The sequence below is a fragment of the Dyadobacter sp. AC419 genome (genome assembly GCF_979253085.1).
The window spans coordinates 41,502-68,491 of sequence record NZ_CEEDCD010000012.1; the positions used below are offsets into that span (position 1 = coordinate 41,502).

Annotated in this window: 25 protein-coding genes; 6 read left to right on the top strand and 19 right to left on the bottom strand. The window is 45.2% G+C overall.

The window, feature by feature from the left end; genetic code table 11:
• Positions 1–5 precede the first annotated feature (5 nt).
• Positions 6–1,655 carry a glucose-6-phosphate isomerase gene (gene pgi / locus AC0IYG_RS05415; protein WP_471710041.1) on the top strand — a complete coding sequence of 550 codons (1,650 nt, stop codon included), beginning with the start codon at positions 6–8 and terminating at the stop codon, positions 1,653–1,655.
• Here pgi and AC0IYG_RS05420 read toward each other — a convergent pair.
• Positions 1,634–2,020 (bottom strand): VanZ family protein, encoded by a 387-nt coding sequence (locus tag AC0IYG_RS05420; protein ID WP_471710043.1) that lies wholly within the window; start codon positions 2,018–2,020, stop codon positions 1,634–1,636. The genes pgi and AC0IYG_RS05420 overlap by 22 nt on opposite strands.
• A gap of 166 nt (positions 2,021–2,186) precedes the next feature.
• Here AC0IYG_RS05420 and AC0IYG_RS05425 point away from each other — a divergent pair, with 166 nt between their 5' ends.
• A complete protein-coding gene (locus tag AC0IYG_RS05425) occupies positions 2,187–4,643 on the top strand; it encodes a carboxylesterase family protein (protein ID WP_471710044.1) in 2,457 nt (818 codons plus the stop codon).
• A gap of 77 nt (positions 4,644–4,720) precedes the next feature.
• Here the strand turns inward: AC0IYG_RS05425 and AC0IYG_RS05430 are convergent, their stop codons facing one another.
• The 14 genes from AC0IYG_RS05430 to menB form a co-directional block, all read right to left on the bottom strand.
• Positions 4,721–5,545: an SDR family oxidoreductase gene (locus AC0IYG_RS05430; protein WP_471710045.1), complete on the bottom strand. Its 825-nt coding sequence runs from the start codon at positions 5,543–5,545 to the stop codon at positions 4,721–4,723.
• Positions 5,542–5,757, bottom strand: a complete 216-nt coding sequence (locus AC0IYG_RS05435) for a hypothetical protein (RefSeq protein ID WP_471710047.1) — start codon at positions 5,755–5,757, stop codon at positions 5,542–5,544. The genes AC0IYG_RS05430 and AC0IYG_RS05435 overlap by 4 nt, the downstream gene beginning before the upstream one ends.
• 189 nt (positions 5,758–5,946) lie before the next feature.
• A complete protein-coding gene (dnaK, locus tag AC0IYG_RS05440) occupies positions 5,947–7,860 on the bottom strand; it encodes a molecular chaperone DnaK (protein WP_471710049.1) in 1,914 nt (637 codons plus the stop codon).
• A gap of 166 nt (positions 7,861–8,026) precedes the next feature.
• Complete coding sequence (locus AC0IYG_RS05445; RefSeq protein ID WP_471710050.1) at positions 8,027–10,579, bottom strand: phosphocholine-specific phospholipase C; 2,553 nt, start codon at positions 10,577–10,579, stop codon at positions 8,027–8,029.
• Positions 10,580–10,676: 97 nt separating this feature from the next.
• Positions 10,677–11,177, bottom strand: coding sequence for a hypothetical protein (locus tag AC0IYG_RS05450; protein ID WP_471710051.1), 501 nt, complete (start codon positions 11,175–11,177; stop codon positions 10,677–10,679).
• A gap of 102 nt (positions 11,178–11,279) precedes the next feature.
• Complete coding sequence (rplT, locus tag AC0IYG_RS05455; RefSeq protein ID WP_471710053.1) at positions 11,280–11,624, bottom strand: 50S ribosomal protein L20; 345 nt, start codon at positions 11,622–11,624, stop codon at positions 11,280–11,282.
• Positions 11,625–11,729: 105 nt separating this feature from the next.
• Positions 11,730–11,924, bottom strand: a complete 195-nt coding sequence (rpmI, locus tag AC0IYG_RS05460) for a 50S ribosomal protein L35 (protein WP_026631509.1) — start codon at positions 11,922–11,924, stop codon at positions 11,730–11,732.
• A gap of 141 nt (positions 11,925–12,065) precedes the next feature.
• Positions 12,066–12,617 (bottom strand): translation initiation factor IF-3, encoded by a 552-nt coding sequence (gene infC / locus AC0IYG_RS05465; RefSeq protein WP_250770227.1) that lies wholly within the window; start codon positions 12,615–12,617, stop codon positions 12,066–12,068.
• 112 nt (positions 12,618–12,729) lie between these two features.
• Entirely contained in the window at positions 12,730–14,649 is a 1,920-nt protein-coding gene (thrS, locus tag AC0IYG_RS05470; RefSeq protein ID WP_471710337.1) for a threonine--tRNA ligase, read from the bottom strand.
• 84 nt (positions 14,650–14,733) lie between these two features.
• Entirely contained in the window at positions 14,734–15,930 is a 1,197-nt protein-coding gene (locus AC0IYG_RS05475) for a tetratricopeptide repeat protein (RefSeq protein ID WP_471710056.1), read from the bottom strand.
• The gene (locus AC0IYG_RS05480) at positions 15,923–16,810 is read right to left on the bottom strand and encodes a class I SAM-dependent methyltransferase (RefSeq protein WP_471710058.1); all 888 of its coding nucleotides are present in this window, start codon (positions 16,808–16,810) and stop codon (positions 15,923–15,925) included. The genes AC0IYG_RS05475 and AC0IYG_RS05480 overlap by 8 nt, the downstream gene beginning before the upstream one ends.
• A 59-nt stretch (positions 16,811–16,869) precedes the next feature.
• Entirely contained in the window at positions 16,870–18,429 is a 1,560-nt protein-coding gene (locus tag AC0IYG_RS05485) for a hypothetical protein (RefSeq protein ID WP_471710060.1), read from the bottom strand.
• A gap of 1 nt (position 18,430) precedes the next feature.
• Entirely contained in the window at positions 18,431–18,841 is a 411-nt protein-coding gene (locus AC0IYG_RS05490) for an EVE domain-containing protein (protein ID WP_471710062.1), read from the bottom strand.
• A 51-nt stretch (positions 18,842–18,892) separates the two neighbouring features.
• Positions 18,893–19,717, bottom strand: coding sequence for a 1,4-dihydroxy-2-naphthoyl-CoA synthase (gene menB / locus AC0IYG_RS05495; protein WP_471710064.1), 825 nt, complete (start codon positions 19,715–19,717; stop codon positions 18,893–18,895).
• Between the two features lie 127 nt (positions 19,718–19,844).
• Here menB and AC0IYG_RS05500 point away from each other — a divergent pair, with 127 nt between their 5' ends.
• Genes AC0IYG_RS05500 through AC0IYG_RS05515 form a run of 4 tightly spaced genes read left to right on the top strand, consistent with a single transcriptional unit; the run spans position 19,845 to position 21,686 of the window.
• Complete coding sequence (locus tag AC0IYG_RS05500) at positions 19,845–20,669, top strand: AMP-binding protein (protein ID WP_471710066.1); 825 nt, start codon at positions 19,845–19,847, stop codon at positions 20,667–20,669.
• The gene (locus tag AC0IYG_RS05505) at positions 20,659–20,916 is read left to right on the top strand and encodes a hypothetical protein (RefSeq protein ID WP_471710067.1); all 258 of its coding nucleotides are present in this window, start codon (positions 20,659–20,661) and stop codon (positions 20,914–20,916) included. Before AC0IYG_RS05500 ends, AC0IYG_RS05505 begins: the two co-directional genes overlap by 11 nt.
• On the top strand, positions 20,909–21,451 hold the full coding sequence (locus AC0IYG_RS05510) for a hypothetical protein (protein ID WP_471710069.1): 543 nt from the start codon (positions 20,909–20,911) through the stop codon (positions 21,449–21,451). Before AC0IYG_RS05505 ends, AC0IYG_RS05510 begins: the two co-directional genes overlap by 8 nt.
• Complete coding sequence (locus AC0IYG_RS05515) at positions 21,417–21,686, top strand: hypothetical protein (RefSeq protein WP_471710071.1); 270 nt, start codon at positions 21,417–21,419, stop codon at positions 21,684–21,686. Before AC0IYG_RS05510 ends, AC0IYG_RS05515 begins: the two co-directional genes overlap by 35 nt.
• On the opposite strand, the gene AC0IYG_RS05520 is transcribed toward AC0IYG_RS05515, so the two are convergent.
• From AC0IYG_RS05520 to topA, 4 genes are read right to left on the bottom strand one after another with little or no spacing between them, the layout of a single operon-like run.
• Positions 21,683–22,732: a helix-turn-helix transcriptional regulator gene (locus AC0IYG_RS05520; RefSeq protein WP_471710073.1), complete on the bottom strand. Its 1,050-nt coding sequence runs from the start codon at positions 22,730–22,732 to the stop codon at positions 21,683–21,685. The two genes, AC0IYG_RS05515 and AC0IYG_RS05520, sit on opposite strands and share 4 nt — an antisense overlap.
• A gap of 18 nt (positions 22,733–22,750) precedes the next feature.
• Complete coding sequence (locus AC0IYG_RS05525; RefSeq protein WP_471710075.1) at positions 22,751–23,632, bottom strand: bifunctional 5,10-methylenetetrahydrofolate dehydrogenase/5,10-methenyltetrahydrofolate cyclohydrolase; 882 nt, start codon at positions 23,630–23,632, stop codon at positions 22,751–22,753.
• On the bottom strand, positions 23,632–24,318 hold the full coding sequence (locus AC0IYG_RS05530; RefSeq protein ID WP_471710076.1) for an SIR2 family NAD-dependent protein deacylase: 687 nt from the start codon (positions 24,316–24,318) through the stop codon (positions 23,632–23,634). The genes AC0IYG_RS05525 and AC0IYG_RS05530 overlap by 1 nt, the downstream gene beginning before the upstream one ends.
• Before the next feature lie 34 nt (positions 24,319–24,352).
• The gene (topA, locus tag AC0IYG_RS05535; RefSeq protein WP_471710078.1) at positions 24,353–26,800 is read right to left on the bottom strand and encodes a type I DNA topoisomerase; all 2,448 of its coding nucleotides are present in this window, start codon (positions 26,798–26,800) and stop codon (positions 24,353–24,355) included.
• Between the last annotated feature and the right edge of the window lie 190 nt (positions 26,801–26,990).

Consider the following 26,990-nt stretch of genomic DNA (forward strand, 5'->3'; position numbering starts at 1 on the left):
ATCTAATGCTCAAAACCGTGCCCTTTGACCAACTCGCAGCTTACAAAAAGCTGAAAACGCATCATAAAACCATTTCTCAGAAACACTTAAAATCGTTTTTTGAGGAAGATGCAGATCGTCACAAGAAGTTTTCGATCCGGTTTGGAGACATTCTGCTGGATTATTCGAAGAACCGCATTACAACCCGTACGCGCTCTTATCTTGTGCAGCTTGCCGAGGAAGCCGGACTTGCTGACGCCATCGAGCAGATGTTTACCGGTGAGAAAATCAACGCTACCGAAGGTCGTTCGGTTTTGCACGTTGCATTGCGCAACCGTTCAAACGAGCCGATTTTGTCTGATGGAAAAGATGTTATGCCCGACGTGAATGCTGTTTTGGCAAAAATGAAAGAGTTTTCTGGCAAAGTGAGATCAGGCAGCTGGAAAGGATTTTCGGGAAAAGAAATCACAGATATTGTCAACATCGGGATTGGCGGAAGCGATCTGGGCCCGGTTATGGTGACTGAGGCATTGAAAGCTTATGCGAAACCAGGTCTTAATGTGCATTTTGTATCCAATGTCGATGGCACCCACATCGCAGAAACGATCAAGTCGCTGAATCCTGAAACGACGCTTTTCATGATTGCATCGAAGACTTTCACGACTCAGGAAACGATGACCAATGCGCATAGTGCACGGTCCTGGTTTTTGGACAAAGCGGTTGATAAGGAACATGTGAAGAAACATTTCGTTGCCATTTCCACAAATCAGGCCGAAGTTGAAAAGTTTGGCATCGATCCGGAGAATATGTTTGGATTTTGGGACTGGGTTGGAGGCCGCTATTCGCTATGGTCTGCAATCGGGCTTTCTATTGCTTGTTTTGTAGGTTTCCAAAACTTTGAGCAATTGCTTTCTGGTGCACACGAAATGGATAAGCATTTCCGGACAACGAAATTTGAAAGGAACATTCCGGTCATTCTAGCGCTGTTAGGCGTTTGGTACAATGATTTTTTCGATGCGCAAACCCAGGCTATTTTGCCTTATGATCAATATCTGCATCGTTTTGCTGCGTATTTCCAGCAAGGCGATATGGAAAGTAACGGCAAGAGCACAGGACGCGACGGAAAGCCTGTGGGTTACCAAACTGGTCCCGTGATCTGGGGCGAGCCTGGAACCAATGGTCAGCACGCATTTTACCAATTGATTCATCAGGGAACAAAGTTGATTCCTTGCGATTTCATCGCGCCTGCAACGAGCCACAACCCGCTTGGAGAGCATCATAAAATGCTTTTGTCTAACTTCTTTGCGCAAACAGAAGCATTGATGAATGGTAAAACCGAGGAGGAAGTGAGAGCAGAACTAGTGGCTGCGAAGAAGTCGAAAGAGGAGATAGAATTTCTAACACCGTTCAAAGTATTCTCAGGAAACCGTCCTACGAATTCTATTTTGGTGAAGAAAATTACTCCTAAGACACTGGGAAGCCTTATTGCGATGTACGAGCACAAGATTTTCGTTCAGGGAATTATCTGGAACATTTTCAGCTTTGACCAATGGGGCGTTGAGTTAGGCAAGCAGCTTGCCAATAAGATTTACCCGGAACTTCAAAACGATTGGCCGGTTACGAACCACGACAGTTCAACCAACGGACTTATCAATCAATACAAACGGTGGCGGTAACGATCGATTAAAATCGATTTTATAGCAAAGCCAATTAACACGCCAACAGCATCTGCCACTGCGTCCCACCAATCAAAGGTCCGGTCGAAGGGCAGGAGCTGTTGGTAAAATTCCAATCCCAAGCCGTAAGCCATTCCGAGCAGCACCAAAAGTGCTGCTTTTTGCGGATAAGCCAGTGTCCACAAAATGATCCAAGCGGTGAACAGCCCCGAATGCACAAACTTATCAAATCCTACGACTGGTGCAGCTGGAATATCTTTTCCAGGCCAGGTGCACGCCACCAAAATCAATAATGTCCAGAACCAGGCAACCCAGGAAGTGCCGGAAAGAAATTGAATCAGGTTTCGAAAGGTCTTGGAGAGCATGGTCAGGCTAACATAGGTTTTTCACAAAAATATGCTGTTTCTACATTGCAAATGGACCTTTCCAACATTTCTATCCAGAAATCAATTTTTAGTATTTTGAAGATGTCAGCTCGGCTTAGTAAATTTTTTTAATAAATTTAAGCATCACAAAACACCTGACCTTTTAATGAAGCGTTATTTATTGACCTTAATCTCACTCCTTGCAGCCCTGCATTCCGGGTTTGCACAAAAGATTTACCATTTCGAAGAAGGCCTTGGCGTAGGTCCGTGCCATCAATACGGGCGCGAAGCATTATATACGGATCAGCTTGCTTATCAGTTATATAACGGCACTTTGTTAAAGCCACAAGATGGAATCACTTTATTGAAAAACGCGAAAGGCGAGGACATTAAGTGGAAAAAAGTGAAGGCCGATTCGACGCATCGGTTGCGTGGAGATTCCTTTTCAAACGGCTATGTTTATTTAACCTATCAATCGGATAAGGAGCAAACGGCGATCTTAACTGTTGCCGGACATGACATGCTTTTCTTCAATGGCGTCCCACGCGGTGGCGACATGTATCGTTATGGGTGGATGAATTTGCCGGTTCGTTTGAAGAAAGGCACGAACGAAATTTATGCGCGTGTCGCACGCTTTGGCCGGTTTGGCGGCGTTACTGCCAATCTAACTTTTCCCGAAAAGCCGGTTTTCCTGGATACAAAAGACATTACATTGCCGGATGTCGTACCCGGTCTGAGAAACGATTCGCTATGGATCGGGGTGGTGGTTGCCAACACAACACAAAAGCCTTTGTCAGGACTTCAAATCAAAGCGAGTGTTTCAGGCAAGGAAATCAGCACAAATCTTCCCGTGGTGCAGGCAACTGCTTTACGGAAAGTCGGATTTATAACAAATGGAACGGATCTGCCAGTGGGCAAGCATGAGGTTTCAATCACTTTAATGCAAGGGGGTAAAGCCATTGATAAAAAGACTGTTAACATTCAGGTTGTTGAAGAAAACAAGCAATACAGCCGAACATTTGTCAGTGATTTGGACGGAAGTGTGCAGTATTACGCAGTTTCTCCGCAGATCAAGTCAGATTCAAAGGAGCAACCCGCATTGTTCTTTTCTGTGCACGGCGCGGAAGTGCAGGCGATCAGTCAGGCGCGGGCTTACAAGCCGAAAGATTGGGGGGTTGTTGTTGCGCCAACGAACCGTCGTCCGCGTGGATTTAACTGGGAAGACTGGGGCAGAATGGATGCTCTCGAGGTTTTGGCGATTGCGAAAAAACAATACAATCCTGATCCTGCAAAGATTTACCTGACCGGCCACTCCATGGGTGGGCACGGAACATGGTTTTTGGGAGCAACTTATCCTGAAAAATGGGCAGCGATTGCGCCATCGGCAGGTTATCCGACATTGTCATCTTATGGCTCGCATGACGGCGTGATTCCGGACAGCGCAGGTTCGCCCGTCGAATCGATTATGTTAAGGGCCAGCAATCCGAGCAATGTGCTTGCACTGATTTCTAATTATAAAAGTTTGGGTGTTTATATCGCGCACGGAGACGCAGATAGGACCGTGCCCGTGACATACGCGAGACAAATGCGTGAGATTCTCAGCAAATTCCACCGTGATTTCAGTTACTACGAGCACATTGGCGGCGAGCATTGGTATGGAGACATCAGCGTGGATTGGCCGCCTATTTTCAACTTTTTTAGCTGGCATTCCATTCCCAAAGATACAGCGGTCAATGCGATCGATTTCATGACAGCTAATCCGGGCGTTTCTTCCAAGATGCGTTGGGCAACCATTCATCAACAAGTGACTGCGCTCAAATACAGCAGGATACAATTGGCTTTGAATAAAAAAGAGGGTAAGATCACTGGGTCGACGAACAATGTTGCAACACTTTCGCTGGATTTGGGAAGTTTCCCTGCCGGAACGAATGTGAAAATCACATTGGACAGTCTGTCGACAATTGAACACCAGGTGAAGGCTGATAATGAGACTATTTTCCTGGCGAAAGACAATGCATGGAAAATCACTGATGCACCTGCAAAATCGCAGAAAGGGATTTTGAGAAACGGAACTTTGAAAGATCCGTTCAGAAACAGAATGGTGTTTGTATATGGAACCGGTGGAAGCAAGGAAGAAGCGGGCTGGGCTTTGGAGAAAGCCAAATTTGACGCTGAATCCTGGTATTATCGTGGAAACGGCGCTGTCGATATTGTTTCGGATAAAGAGTTTCTGCCAGCGAAATTTAAAGATCGGGGCGTAATTTTATATGGTAACAAGGAGACTAATGCTGCCTGGAATGTGCTCTTGAAAGATTGCCCGGTGAATGTGACGAAGGGTAAAATTGTAGTTGGAAATAAGCAATTTACTGGCGATTTGGCGACCTATTTCGTTTGGCCGAGAGCTGACAGCGACATTGCGTCGGTCACGGTCATTAGCGGCACGAGCAAGAAAGGTTTTCAGGCAGCTAATGCGAATCAATATTTCAGCGGTGGAAGCGGTTTTCCGGATCTGATGATCTTTTCAACGGATATGCTGAAAGAGGGCGTGAAGGAAGTGAAAATGGCCGGTTTCTTTGGAAATGACTGGTCTGTTGAGAAGGGGGAGTTTGTAAGCAACGAATAAGCAAAGTGTTATAAACAAGAAAAGCGCCGGAATCCAATTCTGGCGCTTTTTTCGTTTGTATGAAGTGCAATTTTTAATTAACCGTTGTCGGCAAATTCGGGATATAGGGTCATTCCGCCATCAATGTAAAGCGTCTCGCCATTAACATAATCGGAATCATCTGACGCCAACCATGCAACGGCTTTGGCAACATCCTGCGGCGTTCCTATTCTCTTATATGGGATCAATTCCAAAAGGCCTTTGTATTTATCCGGATCAGACCAAACATCCTTGTTGATAGAAGTCTTAATCGCACCTGGACTTACAGAATTTACGCGGATTTTATGTGGAGCAAGTTCCTGAGAGATTGATTTCATGAACATCATTATGCCACCTTTTGAAGCTGCGTAATTCACGTGACCAGCCCAGGGAATGACATCGTGTACAGAACTCATCAGAATAATTTTCCCAATCGAAAGTTCGCTATGGTCAACTTCTGTTTTAGCTTTCTCTTGTGCAACAAACTGCCTCGCGGCTTCGCGACAAGCAAGGAACTGACCGGTAAGATTGACATCGATCACTTTTTGCCACTGATCCAGTGTCATGTCGAGGAATGAAGAATCTTTTTGCAAACCCGCATTACTTACCAGAATATCAAGGCGGCCATATTTACTGATTGTCTCATTAAACAAAGCCTTCACCTCTTCTTCATTGCTAACATCCGCTTTTACCAAAATCGCGTTTCCGCCTTTTGACAAAATTTCGTTCAGCGTCTTTTCACCCTCTTCCTGATTCGAGCTGTAATTAACAACGACTTTGGCACCAAGCTCTGCAAGATGAATTGCGCAAGCTTTTCCGATGCCTGAGCTAGAACCGGTTACAAGTGCAACCTGATCCCTGAATTTCAGATCCAATCCCGTCATATAATTTCTTTTTCAAAAGACTTCAATTTTTTCCAAACACGACGGTTTACATTTTTAACCGCCCAGTTTTTAGCAATTAAGATTGCCTTTGAAACCGCCTCACGAGGAGAAATATTGTTTGTTCTTAAAAGCTCCTGTGCAATAGTAACCGCCTTTTCGCGGGTTGTAGGAGATAAATACATCAACTCTGGTAACGCGATTCTGCTGTCCATACTGAATTTGAATTTTAGTGGCTTTGGTTTGATAGTCTGATGAATTTGTACCTGAAACGATAAAATTTGATGCCAGAAACGGCTCCTTTATATTCGTGATTATTGCAGTATTGTATTACACACTTTCAGCACATTGCGTGTAAAAAAAATCCCCATCTGGTTAAAGACGGGGATTTTAAAGTTGCCTTGTTATTTGACTTCCTCAAAGTTAACGTCCGTCACGTCGTCGGTTGCACTGCCATTGTCAGCGGCACCTGGATTTCCTTGCGGATTACCAGTTGGGCCACCTGGCTGCGGCTCGCCGCCTTGTGCGTACATTTCCTGGGAAGCTGCTTGCCATGCGGCGTTCAGTTTCTCCATTGCGGTGTCAATTCCTGCAAGATCCTGGCTTTGGTGTGCTGTTCTCAGCTCACCAAGTGCTCCTTCAATCGTAGTTTTATTTCCTTCCGAAAGCTTATCGCCAAATTCTTTCAGCTGCTTGTCAGTCGAGAAGATCAAGCTGTCCGCAGCGTTGATTTTTTCGATTTTTTCGCGTTCTGCTTTATCAGCCGCTTCGTTAGCTTTCGCTTCTTCACGCATCCGGTTGATTTCAGCATCTGTCAAACCGCTTGAAGCTTCAATGCGGATTTTTTGCTCTTTGCCTGTTCCTTTATCTTTCGCAGACACGTGCAGGATACCATTCGCATCCACATCAAATGTTACTTCGATCTGTGGCGTTCCGCGTTGTGCGGGTGGAATATCCGACAAGTGGAAACGGCCTAATGTACGGTTTTGATTTGCCATTGGACGCTCACCTTGCAAAACGTGGATCTCAACAGAAGGCTGATTATCAGCGGCAGTCGAGAATGTCTCCGTTTTTTTCGAAGGAATCGTTGTATTTGATTCAACCAATTTAGTGAAAACACCACCCAATGTTTCGATACCCAATGACAATGGAATCACGTCCAAAAGAAGAACGTCTTTCACTTCACCTGTCAAAACACCACCTTGAATTGCAGCACCAATCGCCACAGCTTCATCAGGGTTAACGTTTTTCGAAGGTTTTCTGCCAAAGAATTTCTCAACTTCTTCCTGCACACGAGGAATACGCGTCGATCCACCAACCAAAATTACTTCGCTGATGTCGCTGTTAGAATATCCTGCGTTTTTCATTGCTCTTTTGCAAGGCTCCATCATTCTCTGGAACAATGTGTCAGCAAGCTGCTCGAATTTCGCACACGTCAATGTGCGTACAAGGTGTTTTGGAATTCCGTCAACCGGGAATATATAAGGAAGGTTGATTTCAGTCTGCGTCGAGCTTGACAATTCAACTTTGGCTTTTTCCGCAGCTTCTTTCAAGCGTTGCAATGCCATTGCATCTTTTCTCAAATCAACAGCTTCATCTTTCTGGAACTCGTCTGCAAGCCAGTTAATGATCACCTGATCAAAGTCGTCACCACCAAGGTGCGTATCACCATCAGTAGATTTTACTTCGAAAACGCCGTCACCCAATTCAAGGATAGACACGTCAAATGTTCCACCACCTAAGTCGAACACAGCAATCTTCATATCCAGATGCTGCTTGTCAAGACCATAAGCAAGGGCAGCGGCAGTAGGCTCGTTGATGATACGTTTCACATCAAGACCTGCAATCTGTCCAGCTTCTTTTGTAGCCTGACGTTCGGCGTCGTTAAAGTAAGCAGGGACCGTAATAACCGCTTCTGTTACTTCCTGACCAAGATAATCTTCCGCAGTTTGTCTCATTTTTTGCAAAATGAAAGCAGAAACTTCCTGTGGTGTATATAACCTGTCCCCGATTGGAATACGAGGCGTATTGTTAGGACCTTTTTCAACGGTGTATGCAACAGTTTTTTGCTCACTTGTTACATCATCGTATTTTTTGCCCATAAATCTTTTTATGGAGCTGATAGTATGCTTGGGATTCGTGATCGCCTGACGTTTAGCTGGTGCACCGATTTTGCGTTCACCATTATCCATGAATGCAACCACTGAAGGGGTTGTACGGGCACCTTCGCTGTTTGCAATTACAACCGGCTCGTTACCCTCCATGACAGCCACACAGGAGTTCGTTGTTCCTAAGTCTATGCCAATAATTTTTCCCATTGTTCTATATTAAAGTTAAGTATAATTTGATTCTGACTAATTCGCTGGAGCGCTGAGCGCAACAGCTGATATGAGGCTTTACTAAAAAGCCCGTACCAGAAACAATGAAAGAAATGGGGAATGACAAAGTGTCAGGCTGCAAATCGCAACCTGAACACCATTTGCTTTAAGATTGTAATAGCTGTCCCATCAACGGGTCGCTTGTGCTGAGTTGCCCGGTTTCGACGTGACCGGCATAGCGAACCAGAAAGTCTGGCTGCTCATCCACTTGAATAGAGAAGTCATACCAATGTGAGCTGGCTTGAAGATTCAGAAGAATTTCAGCCGCTAATAAATCAGATGACGATTGGGATTGGAGCTTTACTTCCTGACTGTTAGTCTGATATGCATTGTCTTTGATGGAGATTCTGCTATCGGCCAGTTGTTTATCAGCCTCGATACGCAGCCTTACATTACCAGTCGGTTTTTGATTTCTATCTAAATGATATTCAAAACCAACCTTGATTTTGCCAGACGCCTTATCCCCCTGAAATTCCCTGAAAAAGCCATTTGGGCCGTAAACGCGTAAATGATAATTGCCGCCCTCGAAATCTTCAGGTTTCCATGAGCCAGTCAGCGCATCACCTGCTTTAACGGCATAATTCCAGACCCTTACCTGCTCATTTTTGTATTTTCCAGGCGCATAAACAACAAACGGAGCCCCGGCTGCCTTGTCGCGGAATGTGCCATTTTTGGCTTCCAGCCTGATGTCAAATGAATTTTTGGCAGTGTTAAAGGCGCCGTCCGCTGATAGTTCATACGGGATCGGGCAGGACGGACGGGTGCCCGGCTCCTGCTTGGGCATCCATGTTGACGCTAGAGGATTGTCATTGATTTGCGCAATCTCCGTTGGCGACAGCGCCTTGTAAGCATTTGGGAGTTTCTTGAATTGCGCATTGTAAATGCTCTCCATAAACTCAGTCCTCGCCAGGAATGTGGGCAATGCTATTTTTTCGCCGTCGTAAGGCGTGAATGTTGAAGTCAAATCACCGCAGATTGTGCGCCGCCATGTGCTAATGTTGGTTTCCTCAATCTTTTTACCCGATTTATGACTGGTGAATTTTTCCAAAAATTGCAGGATCGATGTATGGTCAAAAACTTCCGAGCACACATTGCCGCCGCGATTCCAGGGTGATGCAACGACTAATGGAACGCGGTAACCAAGCCCGATCGGACTTTCCCGGCTTTCCTTTTTGTCCTTTTTGGTCATATCCTGATCTATTGTGACAAATTCCGTTTTGCAATCAATGCCTTCCGAAACTGCACCGGTGTCTTCCTTATACGGATTTGGAACTACGAAAGGCGGCACGTGGTCAAAATATCCGTCGTTTTCATCATAGCAAAGGATGAAAATGGTTTTTTTCCAGACTTCCGGGTCTGCCGTAAGAATGTCCATCACTTCCGAAACATACCAAGCGCCATACCAGGGCGAAGTCGGATGATCAGAAAAATTTTCAGGGGCAACGAGCCAGGAAACGGTCGGGAGACTTCCGTTTTTCACATCACTGCGAAATTGATGCAATACATCACCCTGTGGCGCTTTTGCCTCGTGCTCAATGTCTCCGTCCAGATATTTTACCGTGGTTACTTTGCGGTAATCCTGATCGTTTTTGTTGGTTGTAAATGCTTTTTGATGAATATTTTTGGTTCGCTGCGAAAGCTTCTCATAATTTTCCGGGCTCCATCTTTCAATCTCTTCTTTGGCAAAAATCAATTCCTTGTGCTTCGCCTCCAGTGATTTTTGCAGATCTGAGGCTTCCTTGGTTCCCTTCGCCAGTTTGGACAGCTTTTCCTCAGCATGTTTGATTTCGCTGGGCAAAGCATTTATTCTCGCCTTTTGATATTGCTGATAACCTGTGTGAAACCTGACCTGATATTGCGTGAACCACTCTATTGGATTGTCCGTAAAATTGGCCAGCCAGGAATCTTCTTCACCCGTCAGGCCTGTATCGAGGCTCAATTCATTTTGGTAAATACGCCATGAAACGCCATTGTCTTCCAGTCTTTCAGGGAAAGTCATCCACGACGCCTCGGCATCGTCCGACACGTTTTCGTTGCGAACATTGGCATAATGCTGAGGTTCCGGTTTCTCACGGATCGTGCCTGACCATAAATAAAGCCGGTTAGGCGTGGTGCCCGTTAATGATGAACAGAAATTTTGATCGCAGACTGTAAATGCATCCGCTAAGGCATAATAAAATGGAATGTCCTCACGGTTATAAAATCCTTGCGTCAACGGCATTTTCGCATATTCCTTATGACCTGGCTGCTTCGCCACGAGCCATTGATCATACTTTCCACCATTGCGCGCATCCACCTGATTGGTCCAGGAATGTGGCAGAGAGCCCATCCAGGTTGCATTCGATTCCTTCATATTGAGCCTGAAAGGAACATAGGTCTCACCAAATGCATTGGTTTGAAGCCAAACAGAATTTTTATTGGGAAGTGTAATTGCTCTCGGGTCATTAAATCCGCGAACGCCGCGCAAGGAGCCGTAGCAGTGGTCAAATGAACGGTTTTCCTGCATCAGGATTACGACATGTTCGGCATCCAGATAAGTGCTTCCTTTTATAGGATCGATCGCAAGTGCTTTCTGAATAGAAGCTGGTAGGACACTGAACATGCCCGCTGCTCCGGTAAGCAATGTCGCTTTTTTGATAAATTCTCTTCTTGACTCCATGTACGGGTTAGGATTTATACTGTAACATAGTACATTTTTTTGAACAAATGTACTATGTTACTGCATACGAGATTTTATCGCTATGTTATGGTTTGCGCTATTTCTTGCCGAACAATCCGCCCAGCATTCCGCCGATATCCAAACCGCCTTTTTCTGTTTCGTTGGCTTGTGTCGGAGCATCATTGTTTTTTCCCAGCAATCCACCCAGCACGCTGCCCAGGTCCAGACTAGAATCGTTCGGATTATTGACTTTTCCGATTAAGCCGCCTAACACGCCCGGAAGAATAGAACCAACCACATTGCCAGCAGCCTGATCGCTCAAACCGAATTTGCGCATGAGCGCTCCAATGGCGTTTGTTGCGATGGAGGCAACCATTGGATTGTTCATTAAAGAGCCGCCGGACAAGCCCTGCGCGCCGGAAAGCAATCCGCTAATGCCATTGACATTTCCGGTTTGTGCCTGATTTTGCAAATCTCCTGTAATGGACTCCGTCAAAGTATGCATAACGTCTTCATTCTGCTCATTGGGAATTTCGGGATTCTGAACAACGGCTTGCTGCGAATGTTCCCGAATCAGGTTTTGAAGCTGTTCTAACATGGTTTTCTTTGTTTGAAATGTGTAAAAACGAAAAAGGCTTTGCCGCTATGACAAAGCCTTTTAATACATAAAAAAATCCCGCCAAAGAGGCGGGATGCTGTTTTATTTTACCTGATCAACGATTGCTTTGAACGCATCCGGATGATTCATCGCCAAGTCAGCGAGAACTTTACGGTTAAGCTCGATGCCACTTGCACTAAGCTTGCCGATGAAAGCAGAATATGATAAACCGTGAAGACGTGCTCCTGCATTAATACGCTGGATCCACAATGCACGGAAATTACGTTTCTTTTGCTTGCGACCTTTGTATGCGTAAGCCAAACCGCGTTCTACCGCATTTTTAGCAACTGTCCATACATTCTTACGACGGCCGAAATAACCTTTCGCAAGTTTTAATACTTTTTTACGTCTTGCACGTGACGCAACGTGATTTACTGAACGTGGCATAATTTAACTGTTTTTGATGGTCGGCGCTCTGATGAGTCTTGAAATGCCTTCTATCGGGTTGAACAAAAAACCAGAATTGGTATTTTTAAAAAATGGCTGCGAAAATTATTTCGCCAGCATGGCCATCACCTGCTTAACATTAGACACATCGATAAGACCAGTTTTAACCAATCCGCGCTTACGCTTGTTTGATTTCTTTGTCAGGATGTGGCTGTGGAACGCGTGTTTGCGTTTGATTTTACCAGTGCCGGTCAGCGCGAAACGCTTTTTAGCACCAGAGTTGCTTTTCATTTTAGGCATGATTCAAAAAATATTAATTGATAAAATATAAAACAGCGCGCGAAATTAGCGAAAATGTTTATAAAATGAAAATCGTGTCCCTGACAAAGTCAAAGACACGATCTTACAATCAATGCTATATAAGCCAATAACGGCTGAAAACTATTTTTTTGCTGGTGCAGGAGCAAGAATGATCGTCATTCTCTTTCCTTCAAGTTTAGGCTCCATTTCAAGCTTGCCGTAATCTGAAAGTGCTTCTGAAAATTTGTTCAACAGATTAACACCTCTTTCTTTAAATACAATTGTCCGTCCTACAAAATGCACGTATGCTTTTACTTTCGAACCTTCTTTAAGGAAATTTATCGCATGCTTTAATTTGAAATCAAAATCGTGATCGTCCGTATTAGGACCGAAACGAATCTCTTTAATGACTACTTTCTGAGCTTTTGCCTTGATCTCTTTTTGCTTCTTTTTCTGCTCATACTTGAACTTTGAATAGTCGACCACCTTACAAACAGGCGGCACCGCTGTCGGTGCAATCTCAACTAAATCAAGGCTTTGTGCCTTTGCAAGCGCGCGGGCAGTATTGATATCAACTATGCCTGGTTCAATGTTCTCTCCAACCAGTCGTACTTCTTTTGCTGTAATTCGTTCGTTTATTTTATAAGGTTCTTCGGGAACTCTTAACCGTCCACTCGGGGGTCTTAATGCCATATAACTTGGTTTGGTGTTTTTTAGGGCCTTGTTGTTGAATCAAAAAATTTAACACACCCGACACAAAAATAGTGCCTTAGTGCGGGAATAATAACAAAAACTTAGAAAATCATCAAATAATGGCAGCTTCTTTCTTGAAAAAGCCGATAAACTCCTCTATTGTCATACTTCCTAAGTCGCCTTCGCCTTTCCGGCGGACTGACAATTTGCCTTCTGCCATCTCTTTTTCTCCAACGATCAACATAAACGGAACCTTGGTAACTTCCGCATCGCGGATCTTGCGACCAATTTTCTCATCACGGTGATCCACAAAGCCGCGGATGTCATGATCCTGTAACTGGAAGAAAACGTCTTCCGCGTAATCTGCAAACTTTTCTGAGATGGGTAAAATAGCGATCTGATCAGGAGAAAGCCACAATGGGAACTGTCCAGCTGTGTTTTCGATCAAAATGGCAATAAAACGCTCCATAGAACCGAAAGGCGCGCGGTGAATCATTACAGGCTGGTGTTTTTGATTATCTGAGCCTGTATATTCCAGTCCGAAACGTTTAGGCATTTGATAATCAACCTGAATGGTTCCAAGCTGCCACTTTCTGCCCAATGCGTCACGCACCATAAAGTCGAGTTTCGGACCGTAGAATGCGGCCTCGCCCAATTCGGTAACGGTGCTTAACCCACGTTCCTGAGCAGCTTCCACGATTGCACTTTCAGCTCTTTCCCAATCTTCGTCTTTTCCAATATATTTAACTTTGTCATTCGGATCACGAAGCGATATTTGTGCGCTGTAATCTTCGAAACCAAGCGTTTTGAAAACATAAAGTACAAGATCAATTACGCGGATAAATTCTTCCTTAACCTGGTCGGGACGGCAGAAAATATGTGCGTCGTCTTGCGTAAAACCGCGAACGCGTGTAAGTCCATGTAATTCACCGCTTTGCTCGTATCTGTAAACCGTTCCAAACTCAGAAAAGCGCAATGGCAGATCTTTGTAGGAGCGGGGAGAAGTCTTGTAAATTTCGCAGTGATGCGGGCAGTTCATCGGTTTCAACAAATACTCTTCACCCAGATTCGGCGTTTTGATCGGCTGAAATGAATCCTTACCATATTTTTCCCAGTGACCGGAAGTAACGTAAAGTTCTTTGCTTCCAATGTTTGGTGTAATTACCGGCAGATAACCCGCACGCGATTGTGCTTTGCTCAAAAATGATTGCAGCCTTTCACGAAGCATAGCGCCTTTCGGCAACCATAATGGAAGTCCCTGACCTACTTTTTCAGAAAAAGCAAACAATTCCAGTTCCTTGCCCAAGCGACGATGATCGCGTTTTTTAGCTTCTTCCATTAATGTTACATACTCTTCCAGTTCTTTTTGTTTTGGAAAAGTAATCCCGTAAATGCGGGTTAACATTTTGTTTTCCTGCTTGTTACGCCAGTAAGCGCCAGCAATGTTCGTTAGCTTAACCGCTTTGATAAAGCCTGTATTTGGAATGTGCGGTCCGCGGCAAAGGTCGGTAAATGTGCCCTGCTCGTATAATGTAATGGAGCCATCTTCCAGACCGTCAATCAGTTCCAGCTTGTATTCGTCGCCTTTTTCAGTAAACAGTTTCAAAGCATCTGCCTTACTGATCGGCTTTCTGATATATTCGTTTTTCTGGCGAGCCAGTTCAAGCATTTTCGCCTCGATTTTCGGAAAATCTTCCTGCGAAATAGACTGATCTCCCAAATCGACATCGTAATAAAATCCCTTCTCAATCGACGGCCCCGTTCCGAACTTAACGCCCGGATAAAGTGCTTCAAGCGCCTCTGCAAGTAAGTGGGCAGAAGAGTGCCAGAACGTTGATTTGCCGTCCTCATCGTTCCAGGTAAGCAATTTGACAAGGGAATCCTGCGTGATCTCACGCGTCGGGTCCCAAATTTCATTGTTTACTTTGGCCGCAATCACATTCCGGGCCAATCCTTCACTGATACTGAGTGCAATGCCAAGAGCAGTGATACCTTTTGGGTAAAACCGTTCGCTACCATCGGGCAGGGTAATTTTAACTTAGAGACTCGTCTTCCATTCAAAAAATTAATTCTATGACTGTTATGCAAAGGGTTGTGGAGGCCACAAAGTACAAATCTATTCAATTTTAGCTTTTCGAGACGAGTCAACGCGGATATTTGTCGTTCCTCTAGGTTTTATCACATTAATTTTCACGCGCGTCGTGTCTAGCAGCTTATAGCCGGAGCTCTTGTTCTGATCCGGATAATAGGAGGGATAAATGTCCTGATTTTCCTGTTTTCTGATCCTGAAAAGGCCATATCGCGCTTCCTGATCTCCCGGACTGAGTGCTAATGCAGTGGAATAATAATCTACGGCTTTCGTGTAATCGCCCGTTTTTTCATGAGCTAGGCCCAGCATGTTGTTGATTTCCTTTGACTTAGGCTTTGTTTTCACCAATTGGTCTAATGCCCGGATTGCCTTATAATATTGTTTGAGCTCAATGGCAACCGAAGCGACGCGCATCAGTGCATCTTCGTAGCCTGGTTTTAGCAAAACAGCTTTCTGATAATTAAAAAAAGCAGTGTCCGGCTTGGCCAGCGCGCGATAAATTTCTCCTCGCTCAAAATAAAGGCTGGCAACATTCGGAAACCGCCTGATCGCCTTCACATTAACCGTGAGCGCTTGTCCGGGATCATTGAGTTTTCGCAAAATAATTGTGCTCTGTTCGTAAGCCCGCAGCAATTTGGGATTAACATTCATTGCATATTGAAAACTGGAAAGGCTGGCCAGCGAATCGCCCTGTCTGGCCTGCAACATTCCCTTTACATAATAAGCCGAGCCGTCGTAAGGCGCCATTTTCATGGCCTGGTTCAAATAATTGACAGCTTCCCGAAAGCGACCTTTGGCTTGCAGCACGTCTGCCAGCAACACATACAACTCAGGACTGCTCTGCTGCAATGCTTCTGCGCGCTGTGCGTCTTCTAATGCCGCATCAATTTCCCCAAGCTCCCGTTTGATCTTTCCGCGAAGCAAAAAGTAGTCGCTGACGTTTTCCTGCTCATAGATTGATTCATTAATGTCATCCAGCGCCTCCGTATATTGTTCTTTTTCAAAGTAAATGCGCGCCCTTTTGAAATAATTGTGATCTGTGTCAATGCCCCTGCTGATAAGCTCGGTTAATGACAGCAGCGCATCTTTCTGCCATTGTTCGTGCGACTTTTTAACCACCGGCGGAATGCGCGTAGCATTCCTGGCATCACTTTGGCAAGCTGTGTTGAGGCCTGCTAAAAGGATCGATAAAACCAATGATATGTGTCCGAGATATTTAGACATTCTGGTCTGAGAATCGGGAAAATACGCCGAGCGGAAGATTTTTGCCAAATGAGTCGGGAATAAACAATTCGCCAAACTCGTGGTGAATCTGCGTTCCGAAATGTGCTTTTATCAAATTTTCAACGATTAGCGCTGAGAACCCTAACGAATACAAATTGATGATAAAGAAGAAATTCTCCTTCTTAAGTAACAATGCGCATAGCCGCAAAATTTCATTCAGACTTTCTTCCAAAAGCCATTTTTCACCGTCCGGTCCGCGGCCATAAGCAGGCGGGTCCAGAATAATGCCATTATATTGATTGCCACGGCGCACTTCGCGTTGTACGAACTTCAATGCATCTTCAACAACCCAGCGAATGTTGTCCAATCCGCTCAATTCCATGTTTTCCCGCGACCAGCTTATCACTTGCTTCACGGAATCAACATGCGTAACATCAGCGCCAGACGCTTTCGCAGCCAGTGACGCAATGCCAGTGTATGCAAAAAGATTCAAAACAGAAGGCTTGCTTTCGGGAATCTGCTTTAATTTTTTTGCAATGTAATCCCAGTTTGTTGCCTGTTCAGGAAACACGCCAACGTGCTTGAATGATGATAATGCGAGTTTTGAACGCAGATGCAATGCACCCGTTCTGTATTGAAAAACCCATTTGTCCGGCATGCCGTCTTTCGCAATCCACTGGCCTTTTTCCTGGGAATTCTTATCTCTTTTGAAAACCGCATTAGAACGCTTTTCCCATTCGGCTTCGGAAAGCGATTTGTCCCATATCGCCTGAGGTTCAGGCCGTGACAGAATGTACGGGCCAAATCGTTCGAGCTTTTCAAAACCGCCGGTGTCGATCAATTGGTAATCAGTATGTTGCTCAGGAGATAATAATATCATGAAAATAGATTTCGGAGATTTTCGCCCAATTCCGTCGGCTTCAGCCAACGGAAATGGGGTCAATATGCGATTTTGTTTAAATAAAATACATTGCGTCGTCCGCGCGTTTGCGGATCGCCGGCTGCGTTGATAATGCGTTGCTCGCCCCAGGCCAGGTAAAAGTTTCCGTACCAGTAATCAATGTCATCGGTGGTGGTTTTTCTTACTTTGTCACCTTCTACATTGGTTTCATTCGGGATCACGCGGTCGCCATCAACAACCTGATCTCCCTTAATGATCTTACTCCGAATTGCACCGTTGTGGCTGTAAACCAGCCTGGAATTGCCATTTGTGAATGTCTGCACTTTGATCTTTTCGCGCAGCTCCATGCTTTTCACATTGTCGAAATTAATGCTGTTATCCCAAAGCAATTTGCCGTTCTGGTCAACATCCGCAACGACGGCATGCGTGTAAGTAAAACCGTCGAAAATCTGCTGGTTATAACCACGTCCGCCATACATTGGATTCCATAAATAAGGGTTGTAAAGCCCCATTCCAAACGGATAACCCATCATTCCGCCATATCCTAAGCCACCCATCATGCTCGGATTTTGATAGCGATATTCCGGATAAAACACTTCTGCCACCAACAGGAAATTATTGTCTTTCGGCACAATGTCGTGGACCAGCAGCCTGTAATTCAGTTTCAGATCGTCTCCGCTTTCCTTCTTCTTACGAATGCGCTTTTCCATCTTTTCCTGCTGCCGCTCATTCATGAAATTGAAGAAGTTCTTGAAGTCTGTAAAGCTGTGATAACACGTGAAAACGGGCTCATCACCAACGATTTTACTGATATACAAGCCCTGCGACGCGGCAGTTGTTGCGCTTTGCATGTTGCGATAGCCATAGGTTCCGATAACCACTCTCACAGAGTCATTCAAAACCTGCAACCGGCCGCTTAGCAACGAAAAATCATCTTCCGGATCAACGGAAACCTGTGCATAAAGCTCGCCGGTTTCTTCATAGGAACGTGCGACAATGCGTGTTTGCCTTCCTTTTTTTACTGCAAAACACACATTCACCAAATGATGCGCCGTGTCCACTTCAACAGTTTGAATGGCATTGGAACCCTTAATCGCAGACGGCAGAATTTTGGTTTGGGAAGTCCTTAACTGGGTGAAAATCAACACCGGTTCATTGCGAACCATTCCAGCCATGAAAACGGAATAGCCCAGTGTTTTGAAATCGGTGATCTCGAAACGGTCGAGTGTATTAATGGTAAATGTCTCAACAAAACCCGGCCCCACATTCACTTTTACGATCTGATAAAGCGAACTGCGAAACTTGCTGAACAGCAAAAACACCGCCTGACCGTCATAGGAAGCCGTTATATAATCGAGATTGGCTTCGATTGGTCCATCTATAGACCAGACACGTTCCAGATTTGTATCAAACTTTTGAACATTGAAAGTCCCTTTTTCCGGTTTTGAGATCAGCAGCACGCCTTGTGCGCCAAGCGGCACAGTTTGATAAGCTGTGTTCCCGGGTAAAGGCAATTCAATCCGCTTAACGCCCTGCGCAATGGCTGTCGCCGAGGTTAGGAGCAACAGCAAATAGAATAACCGAAATGTCTTGTTCAAATTAAGATTCATGTGCTAATGCAACAATAATATCGAATTCTTCGCGCTTAACCGGAACGACCGACAGCCTGGACAAACGCACAAGCTCCATGCTTTTCAGGATATCATGCTTTTTGATTTGTTCAAGCGTAACCGTTTTTGGAAAATGCTCCACCGGCACCACATTCACAACGACCCAGTCGCCCGTATCAATGGTTGGATCGGGATAATGTTCTTTTGAAACTTTCGCCAGGCCCACGATTTCTTTGCCAATGTTGCTGTGATAAAAAAGAACAAGATCACCTTTTTTCATTGCCATGAGATTATTACGTGCAGCAAAGTTTCTGACGCCGTCCCACATGCCTTCTTTTTCTGCTACAAGGTGGTCCCAGGAATATTTATTTGGTTCACTTTTTACAAGCCAATGGTTCATGAAATTCTGGTTTGGTTATTAACGAATGGTTTGAATGATTCAGACAATTGATCAGGGAAATTTTGGGTATTTGCTGAAATCAGGCTTTCTTTTTTCAAGAAATGACTGTTGCCCTTCTTTCGCTTCTTCGCTTAAATAATAAAGCAATGTCGCATTTCCCGCCAATTCCTGGATTCCCGCCTGGCCGTCAAGCTCCGCATTGAACGAGCTTTTCAGCATTCTGATCGATAGCGGACTTTTTTCCTGAATTTTTTTACACCATTCAACTGTCGTTGTTTCCAAATCTTCCAAAGGAACGACTTTGTTCACCAAACCCATTTGCAATGCTTCCTGCGCATCATATTGATCGCATAGGAACCAGATTTCACGCGCTTTTTTCTGTCCCACGACGCGGGCAAGATAAGATGCGCCGAAGCCTCCGTCAAAACTGCCGACTTTCGGTCCCGTTTGTCCGAACCTTGCGTTTTCCGCTGCAATAGAAAGGTCACAAATGACATGCAGCACGTGTCCGCCGCCAATGGCCCAGCCTGCAACCATCGCAATAACCGCCTTAGGAATCGACCGGATCATGCGTTGCAGATCCAGCACATTCAAACGCGGCACGTGGTCATCGCCAATGTAACCGCCATGTCCGCGCACAGACTGGTCGCCGCCGGAACAAAATGCTTTTCCGCCTTCGCCTGTCAGAATGATCACATCAATGCGCGGATCTTCGCGGCAAATGTGCATCGCGTCGATCATTTCGGTAACCGTAAGCGGCGTGAATGCGTTATGTTTGTGCGGGCGATTTATGCTTATTTTTGCAATGCCTTCGTGAAGCGTAAAAAGGATTTCTTCGTATTCTTTAATGGTTTCCCACTGAATTGAACTTGACATAGAATCGAAATGTAGATGAATAATCTGTCGGAAAGAGCAACTGCTTAGGCTGCCAGCTCGTTCGCAACGAATCTGCGAAATTACAGATTGTTTGGGTTTCCTTCAAAAACAAATGAATAACTTTCCAATGCCCTGGACCACAAGCCTGAACGCAATCAAAAGTCAGCAGAGACCGCAAGATCCTTACCACGCGAAGGCCTACGATTTCATGAAATTATGGCTCGGCGGTCAGGAAACTTTCACCTTACAAACATCCGGCTCCACCGGCGCACCCAAGCCGATTAATGTCAAAAGAAGCCAGCTGATCAGCAGTGCGGAAATAACGGGAAAGGCGCTCGCACTTGGAAAAGGAACACGTGCATTGGTGTGCTTAAATGTGGGTTACATTGCCGGATTAATGATGCTCGTGCGCGGAATGGTGCTCGATTGGGAGCTGACAATCATTGAGCCTTCATCAAATCCGCTTCTGAATGTTGCTGATAATGAGGGTTTTGATTTCGTAGCAATGGTCCCTTTGCAACTGAATGCTGTTTTGGAAAATCAACAAACGCGCGATCAGGTTGGAAAGTTGGGAAAAGTGCTTTTGGGCGGCGCGCCGGTTAACGTTTCGTTGCAAAGACAAATAGCCAATCTGGAAATCCCTGTTTTTCAAAGTTATGGGATGACGGAAACTGTTTCACACATTGCATTGCGCCGGTTGAATGGCGGTGAGGCGAAAACTGATTATCAGTTTTTGCCAAATATTGATTTTGGGACAGATGACCGGGGTTGTCTGCATGTTTCAGGCGCAGTAACGAACGGAGAAATCGTTCAAACGAATGATCTTGTCGAAATTTCAGGCTATGCATTCAAATGGATCGGCAGGGCTGATAATGTGATCAATTCGGGTGGAGTGAAGATTGTATTGGATAAAATCGATGGTCAGGTTGGAGTCATATTGGATGACCTTTGAGCACAATGTTCCTTTCTTCTGCTGGTTCGAGCCGGATGAAAGGTTGGGACAAAAACTGATCCTTGTTTTGGAAGGTCCGGAAAACGAAGCTTTGGCAGAACACATTCTCTCAGAAATTAGAAAGCGCCTTTCCGCCTATGAAACGCCGAAACATGTTTACTTTGCAACACATTTTACCAAAACAATAACGGACAAGGTCGACAAGCGCGGCACGGTCCAACAACTTTTCGCATCTCAAAATGGATAAAAATATTCAAATCCCGGGTTACTACATCGTTCGCTTTCAGACTGCCTCAGTCGTTCCGGCGCCATATTCCCATTTCTATACATTAAAGCTGGATATTACCGGAAAGGATCAATTAGCAGTTGATTTTGACATTAAATATCTGGATCGGGATGAACTGGATGAGGACGATCTGCTGGACGAAGGTTTCTCACCGGACGATGATTATGCATGGAAAGGCAATGTTCCGGCGATCTGGATCGATCAGTTTCAGGACATAATGGCTTCGTCCAAAATCATCAGAAAAAGAGAGGAAAGTGAGTTTGAGGATTTTATCGAAATTGAGCTGGATGAAAATGGTAAAATGGTGACCATTTATCCCGTTGATAAGGAGCGCTGGTCATACTTTTTGCAGGAATTCATGCAGGCTGTGTTTGAAGCGGGTGGGCGAGAAAAGCCATTCGAGCTGACTTATCTGGAAATCGACGGAGAAAAACAGAATCAGTTGGATCTGAGAGCATCATTTGCAGAAAAATCTTTCACGTATTATCAAGAATAAAGGCGCTGCGCGGAAACTGGATTGGACGCAGTTGCAGAAGATCATGGACACGGTTTACAAAGCAGAATTTGTGCCTGACAATGCTTCGGACAAAAAGCCTTCAAAAAAGGGAAAATACGTTACTGCGGGAGACGGACTTTGGTATCAAATGGGCGTTGCGATTTGGAGACCACCGCAAAAAGCCGGGATTTGGAAAAGATCGAGGCACTATTTAATACTTTGTCCAAATAATTAAGATCTGTATTGGCTCAGTTCCTGCTGTAATTCATCCACCAGCAGGCTGACCTTTTCAAGTGAAGGGTGCGGCAACGGCATTTGCAAACTAACGAAAGCCTTCACTTCCCAAACTTCCTGCACATCCTGCAATGGAATTTCCAATGCCTCAAAACCGGCAACATCAGAAGTAAGCAGCAAAAGCCCGGACGTTTTGACGTGGTTGAATGCGGTCCGATAGACAAATCCGTGGCCTCGGAGCACAAAAATATATTGCATTCCGTCTTTTATATCGTACCAGTTCCGCACAAATGTTCCCACCAGAATAGAACCCGGATAAGTGAAATCTGCGCCGCTTTCAAACGCCCGATAATAACCCATCGGCAGGTTAGGAAGCTGGAAAACAGGCAGCTGAGTCAGATAGGCCGGATTTTGGAAGTTAGCCAGATATTCGGCTTGTAAATTTTTCGCAACCCATTGAATAGTTGGGTAAGTAACAGCCTTTTCTTCAACCTGCGTATTAAATGGAGTTGTTTGAAACTGATTGTTAAAAACCGGCAGCTGCATATCCGGACGCACATTCACCGGCGCGTTTGGCGTTACAGGTTGAGGCGCAGGTTGTTGCCGCGCGGCTGGTTGGATTGGTTCTTCACCATTAACTGGCTTGAAGTTAACCTGCTTCGAAACGACCCTGATCTCAGGCTCGGGCTGCTGATATTTGTCCATGATCTTGGACAAAGGCTGCGGCTCTGAAAACGCTGGAATTCTGGTTTGAGCAGGAGCAGGCACATTACCCGAATGCGAAACCGTCATCGGCCGTCCGGCATTCATGGGAAGCGACATATCCGGCGTTTCTCTCAGTTTCCGAAGATCATTTTTAAGCAGGTTATCAACCGAGATTCCGAAAGCCGCTGCCATATTTTTCAAATTCGTCAGGTTCGGATTTGCGCGGGCTTCTTCATAAGCGCCAAGCAATGAGCGCTTTATAGCGATCTTTCTAGCAAATTGCTCTTGTGTGAGGCCATTCAGCCTGCGGAGATATTTGATATTATTGCTGACGATGCTCATTGTAAAATGCCTTTCAGATTATTTATAAATCTCTTTCTTCGCAGCTTTAAATGTGTTGGTTAGCAACCCGCAAATTGTCATCAGACCAACGCCTCCCGGAACCGGCGTAATATAACTCGCCTTGGGCGCGACATCATTAAAATCCACGTCGCCTTTGATCGCAAAACCACTTTTTTTAGTCTCGTCTACAACGCGCGAAATGCCAACATCAATTACCACTGCTCCTTCTTTAACGTAATCAGCGGTCACAAATTCTGGTCTGCCCAATGCAACGATCAAAATATCGGCGGTTTGGCAGATTTCTTTTAGATTTTGTGTTTTTGAATGCGTGATCGTGACTGTGCAATTGCCTGGATATTCGTTGCGCTGCATCAAAATGCTCATGGGTAAGCCTACAATCTGGCTGCGGCCAATGACAACGCAATGCTTGCCGCTTGTTTCGATTCCTGCGCGGATCAGCATTTCCATAATGCCGAAAGGCGTCGCGGAAATGTAAGCAGGAAGTCCTTTGCACATTTTCCCGACATTAACCGGGTGAAAACCGTCCACATCTTTCGCCGGATTAACGGCTTCCATAATGGTGTTTTCAGAAATGTGCTTTGGCAAAGGCAGCTGAACGATAAATCCGTCCACGTCGGGATCATTATTCAATCCTTCAACCGCGTCAAGCAATTCTTTCTCACTTATTTCCGGCCCGAATCTGAGCAATGTCGAAGTAAACCCGATTTCTTCACAACTGCGGATCTTGGATGCCACGTAAGTTTCACTTGCGCCGTCCTGGCCCACGAGAATGGCTGCCAAATGCGGTTTTTTGCCGCCGTTAGCGATCCATGCCTCGACCTCGTTCTTTATTTCAAATTTTATTTGGGATGAAATTGCTTTCCCGTCCAGTAACTGCATTATTGATTCGTAATATTTTTGATAAGAATTTCCATTCCCGTTGTCGCCTTTTCCTGAATGAATGTCATGTTCTTTTTCAGGTTAATGTCAGGTTTTGCAGGATCAATGATATAAATCGGTTTACCCGACCCAACGTAATGCACCAGCCCGGCTGCTGGGTAAACTGCTAATGATGTGCCGATTACAACAAAAATGTCCGCTTGTTCAGCAACGTCCACAGCCACTTCCATCATCGGCACTTCTTCGCCAAACCAAACAATGTGCGGCCGCAGCTGGCTGCCTAATTCGCAAAGGTCTCCGGTTTTTAATTCCCATGAAGACATTTCGTAAACGAGCTCGGGATTTTTTGTGCTTCTGGATTTGAAAAGCTCGCCGTGCAAATGGATTACATTCGACGATCCCGCAATTTCATGCAGATTGTCAACATTCTGCGTAATGATCGTCACATCGAAATCTTTTTCCAGCTCCACCAATGCATAATGTGCAGCATTAGGCTTCACATCAGCCGCTTGTTTCCGGCGTTGGTTATAAAAATCAAGCACCAGTTCCTGATTTCGCTGCCAGGCTTCGGGCGTCGCCACATCTTCGATGCGATAATTGTCCCACAAACCGCCGTTATCGCGGAAAGTGCTGATGCCGCTTTCTGCGCTGATGCCGGCCCCCGAAAGCACTACAAGTTTTTTCATGTTCAATTTTATCTAGTGTGTAAATGATTGTTGTTTAGCTCTTTTTGGCCGCTTTTGGTGCTGCTGTCTTTTTCGCGGCTGGTTTTGCGTCAGCTTTCTTTGCCGCAGGTTTTTTCACTGCTGCTTTTTTCTCTGCCGGTGCTTTTACAACCGCTGCCTTGGCGGCGGGCTTTTTACCAAATCTTCCAGCCGGTTTATCAGGCGTTTCAGCCGCCAGTTTAACCACTTCTTCATAAGTAAGCGATGCTGGCTCCGTCCCTTTTGGAATTTTTACATTCTTTTTACCAAAAGCAATGTAAGGTCCGTATTTACCATTAAGCACCTTTGCATCAGGATCTTCACTGAATTCTTTGATCGTCCTGTTGCTGTCTTGCAAACGCTTTTCGGTAATGATCTCAACCAGTCTTTCCTCGGTCACGCCCATTGGATCATCCGTTCTTGCGAGCGAATAATATTTGCCGTCGTGCTTTACATAAGGTCCGAATTTGCCAATGTTCACAATCAGCTCTTTGTCTTCAAAAACGCCTACTTCGCGTGGCAATTTGAAAAGTTCGAAAGCCTCTTCCAACGTGATGTTTTCCATCAGCTGGCCTTTCATTAAGCTGGCGAATTTTGGCTTTTCTTCATCTTCCGCATCGCCGATCTGCACATAAGGGCCATATTTTCCAATCCGCACAGACACTTTTTTACCCGTCGCCGGATCCTCACCCAGATCGCGTGAAGTAAGGCTCCGGTCGATCGCTTCTTCGTTTGCCTCAGCCACCTTTTTCTGAAATGGCGTGTAAAAGTTCTTGATCATCTGGCGCCATTCGAGATGACCTTCCGCGATGTGGTCAAAATCCTTTTCAACACTCGCTGTAAACGAGTAGTCGATAATGTCATTAAAATGGCTTACCAAAAAGTCATTCACAACCATTCCCGCACTGGTCGGGAAAAGTTTAGCCTTCTCAGAGCCGTATATTTCTTTGTTAACCTTGCTGTTGATCTGATTATTGGCAAGCGTCAGTTCCTTAAACTCGCGTTCGGTTCCCTGGCGATCCTCTTTTACGATGTATTCGCGCCTTAATATGGTAGAGATTGTTGGTGCGTATGTGGATGGACGTCCGATGCCCATTTCTTCCAGTTTCTTTACCAAACTCGCTTCCGTATAACGCGGCGGATTTCTGGTGAAACGCTCCGTCGCCTTCATATCGGCCAGATTCAGGATCTGGTTAACGTTCAACGGAGGCAGCATGCCTTTTTGCTCCTCATCATTCTCATCGTCGCTCGATTCCAGGTAAACTTTCAGGAAACCCTCAAATTTGATGACTTCACCTTGTGCAACCAATTCTTCCGAAGTTGTGGAAATTGAGATTGTTGCAGTTGTTCTTTCCAGCTGAGCGTCAGACATTTGTGATGCAATGGCCCGTTTCCAGATCAATTCATACAAGCGCTGCTCGTTACGGTCGCTGCTGCCATTCAATGTTGAGAAATCCGTAGGCCTGATGGCTTCGTGCGCTTCCTGCGCCGACTCATTCTTGGTCTTGAATATCCTTTTATTATAGTAATCCTGTCCGTATTCCTTTGTAATCTGAACCCTCGCTTTTTCCAATGCTTCCTCCGACAAATTGGTCGAATCCGTTCTCATATAAGAGATTTTACCAGCTTCATAAAGACGCTGTGCAACGGTCATGGTCTGCGCTACGGAAAAGCTCAGCTTACGGGATGCTTCCTGTTGTAATGTAGAAGTTGTGAATGGGGGTGCAGGTGTTTTTTTAGCTGGTTTAACTTCAAGACTTTTGATCGAAAACTGTGCGCCAATGCATTTTTCAAGAAATTTCATCGCATCTTCTTCCTGCGGGAAATTCTTGGCAAGCTCTGCATTGAGGACCTTTCCATTCCCTAAGTCAAAGTGCGCAGTTACTTTAAAGCTGCTTTTGCTCCTGAACGCATCAATTTCTCTTTCCCGCTCCACAATAATCCGCACCGCAACCGACTGTACGCGGCCCGCTGAAAGATTTTGTTTTCCAATCCTTATTTTTTTCCAAAGCACTGGTGAAAGTTCATAACCCACGAGCCTGTCCAGAATCCGCCGGGCCTGCTGCGCATCCACGAGATCCACATCGATAATACGAGGCTTGGAAATCGCATTTTGTAAAGCAGTTTTCGTAATTTCTCTGAACACAATTCTTTTGGTGTCGTCAGGCAACCCCAATGCTTCTTTCAAGTGCCACGATATCGCCTCTCCTTCGCGGTCATCATCCGTTGCGAGCCACACTTCCGCACCTTTCGCCAGTTTTTTGAGCTCCGAAATCACTTTTACTTTGTCAGCTGAGATTTCGTAAGAAGGTTGGAAACCATGCTCTACATCCACGCCCATATCATGCTCCGGTAGGTCACGAACGTGCCCGAAACTTGACTTGACAGTGAAGTCTGCGCCTAAATAACTTTCAATGGTTTTGGCCTTCGCCGGTGACTCTACGATCACCAGATTTTTTGACATAACAATGGATTTAAGGGATCTTGTAGCACTTTAATTGTCCAAATATAGGGTACAATCCTGCAAAAAATCAAAGTGCCGCTGAAAAGGTAGGTTAAAATCGCCGATAATCAGACAGGGCCTATACGGCGTTTTTAAAAATATTTATCAAATATATTGGCACAAAGAACAAAAAGAATCAGGGCAAGGTTAT

Bases quoted from the DNA above. Each gene is read 5' to 3' on its own strand.
- AC0IYG_RS05435 (WP_471710047.1), bottom strand. From the start codon at position 5,757: ATGGACAGCAGAATCGCGTTACCAGAGTTGATGTATTTATCTCCTACA.
- AC0IYG_RS05490 (WP_471710062.1), bottom strand. From the start codon at position 18,841: ATGAACCATTGGCTTGTAAAAAGTGAACCAAATAAATATTCCTGGGAC.
- infC (WP_250770227.1), bottom strand. From the start codon at position 12,617: ATGGCATTAAGACCCCCGAGTGGACGGTTAAGAGTTCCCGAAGAACCT.
- AC0IYG_RS05500 (WP_471710066.1), top strand. From the start codon at position 19,845: ATGCCCTGGACCACAAGCCTGAACGCAATCAAAAGTCAGCAGAGACCG.
- rpmI (WP_026631509.1), bottom strand. From the start codon at position 11,924: ATGCCTAAAATGAAAAGCAACTCTGGTGCTAAAAAGCGTTTCGCGCTG.
- pgi (WP_471710041.1), top strand. From the start codon at position 6: ATGCTCAAAACCGTGCCCTTTGACCAACTCGCAGCTTACAAAAAGCTG.
- AC0IYG_RS05425 (WP_471710044.1), top strand. From the start codon at position 2,187: ATGAAGCGTTATTTATTGACCTTAATCTCACTCCTTGCAGCCCTGCAT.
- AC0IYG_RS05420 (WP_471710043.1), bottom strand. From the start codon at position 2,020: ATGCTCTCCAAGACCTTTCGAAACCTGATTCAATTTCTTTCCGGCACT.
- rplT (WP_471710053.1), bottom strand. From the start codon at position 11,624: ATGCCACGTTCAGTAAATCACGTTGCGTCACGTGCAAGACGTAAAAAA.
- AC0IYG_RS05530 (WP_471710076.1), bottom strand. From the start codon at position 24,318: ATGAAAAAACTTGTAGTGCTTTCGGGGGCCGGCATCAGCGCAGAAAGC.
- menB (WP_471710064.1), bottom strand. From the start codon at position 19,717: ATGTCAAGTTCAATTCAGTGGGAAACCATTAAAGAATACGAAGAAATC.
- AC0IYG_RS05430 (WP_471710045.1), bottom strand. From the start codon at position 5,545: ATGACGGGATTGGATCTGAAATTCAGGGATCAGGTTGCACTTGTAACC.
- AC0IYG_RS05480 (WP_471710058.1), bottom strand. From the start codon at position 16,810: ATGATATTATTATCTCCTGAGCAACATACTGATTACCAATTGATCGAC.
- AC0IYG_RS05510 (WP_471710069.1), top strand. From the start codon at position 20,909: ATGGATAAAAATATTCAAATCCCGGGTTACTACATCGTTCGCTTTCAG.
- AC0IYG_RS05520 (WP_471710073.1), bottom strand. From the start codon at position 22,732: ATGAGCATCGTCAGCAATAATATCAAATATCTCCGCAGGCTGAATGGC.
- dnaK (WP_471710049.1), bottom strand. From the start codon at position 7,860: ATGGGAAAAATTATTGGCATAGACTTAGGAACAACGAACTCCTGTGTG.
- AC0IYG_RS05525 (WP_471710075.1), bottom strand. From the start codon at position 23,632: ATGCAGTTACTGGACGGGAAAGCAATTTCATCCCAAATAAAATTTGAA.
- AC0IYG_RS05445 (WP_471710050.1), bottom strand. From the start codon at position 10,579: ATGGAGTCAAGAAGAGAATTTATCAAAAAAGCGACATTGCTTACCGGA.
- topA (WP_471710078.1), bottom strand. From the start codon at position 26,800: ATGTCAAAAAATCTGGTGATCGTAGAGTCACCGGCGAAGGCCAAAACC.
- AC0IYG_RS05475 (WP_471710056.1), bottom strand. From the start codon at position 15,930: ATGTCTAAATATCTCGGACACATATCATTGGTTTTATCGATCCTTTTA.
- AC0IYG_RS05505 (WP_471710067.1), top strand. From the start codon at position 20,659: ATGACCTTTGAGCACAATGTTCCTTTCTTCTGCTGGTTCGAGCCGGAT.
- AC0IYG_RS05450 (WP_471710051.1), bottom strand. From the start codon at position 11,177: ATGTTAGAACAGCTTCAAAACCTGATTCGGGAACATTCGCAGCAAGCC.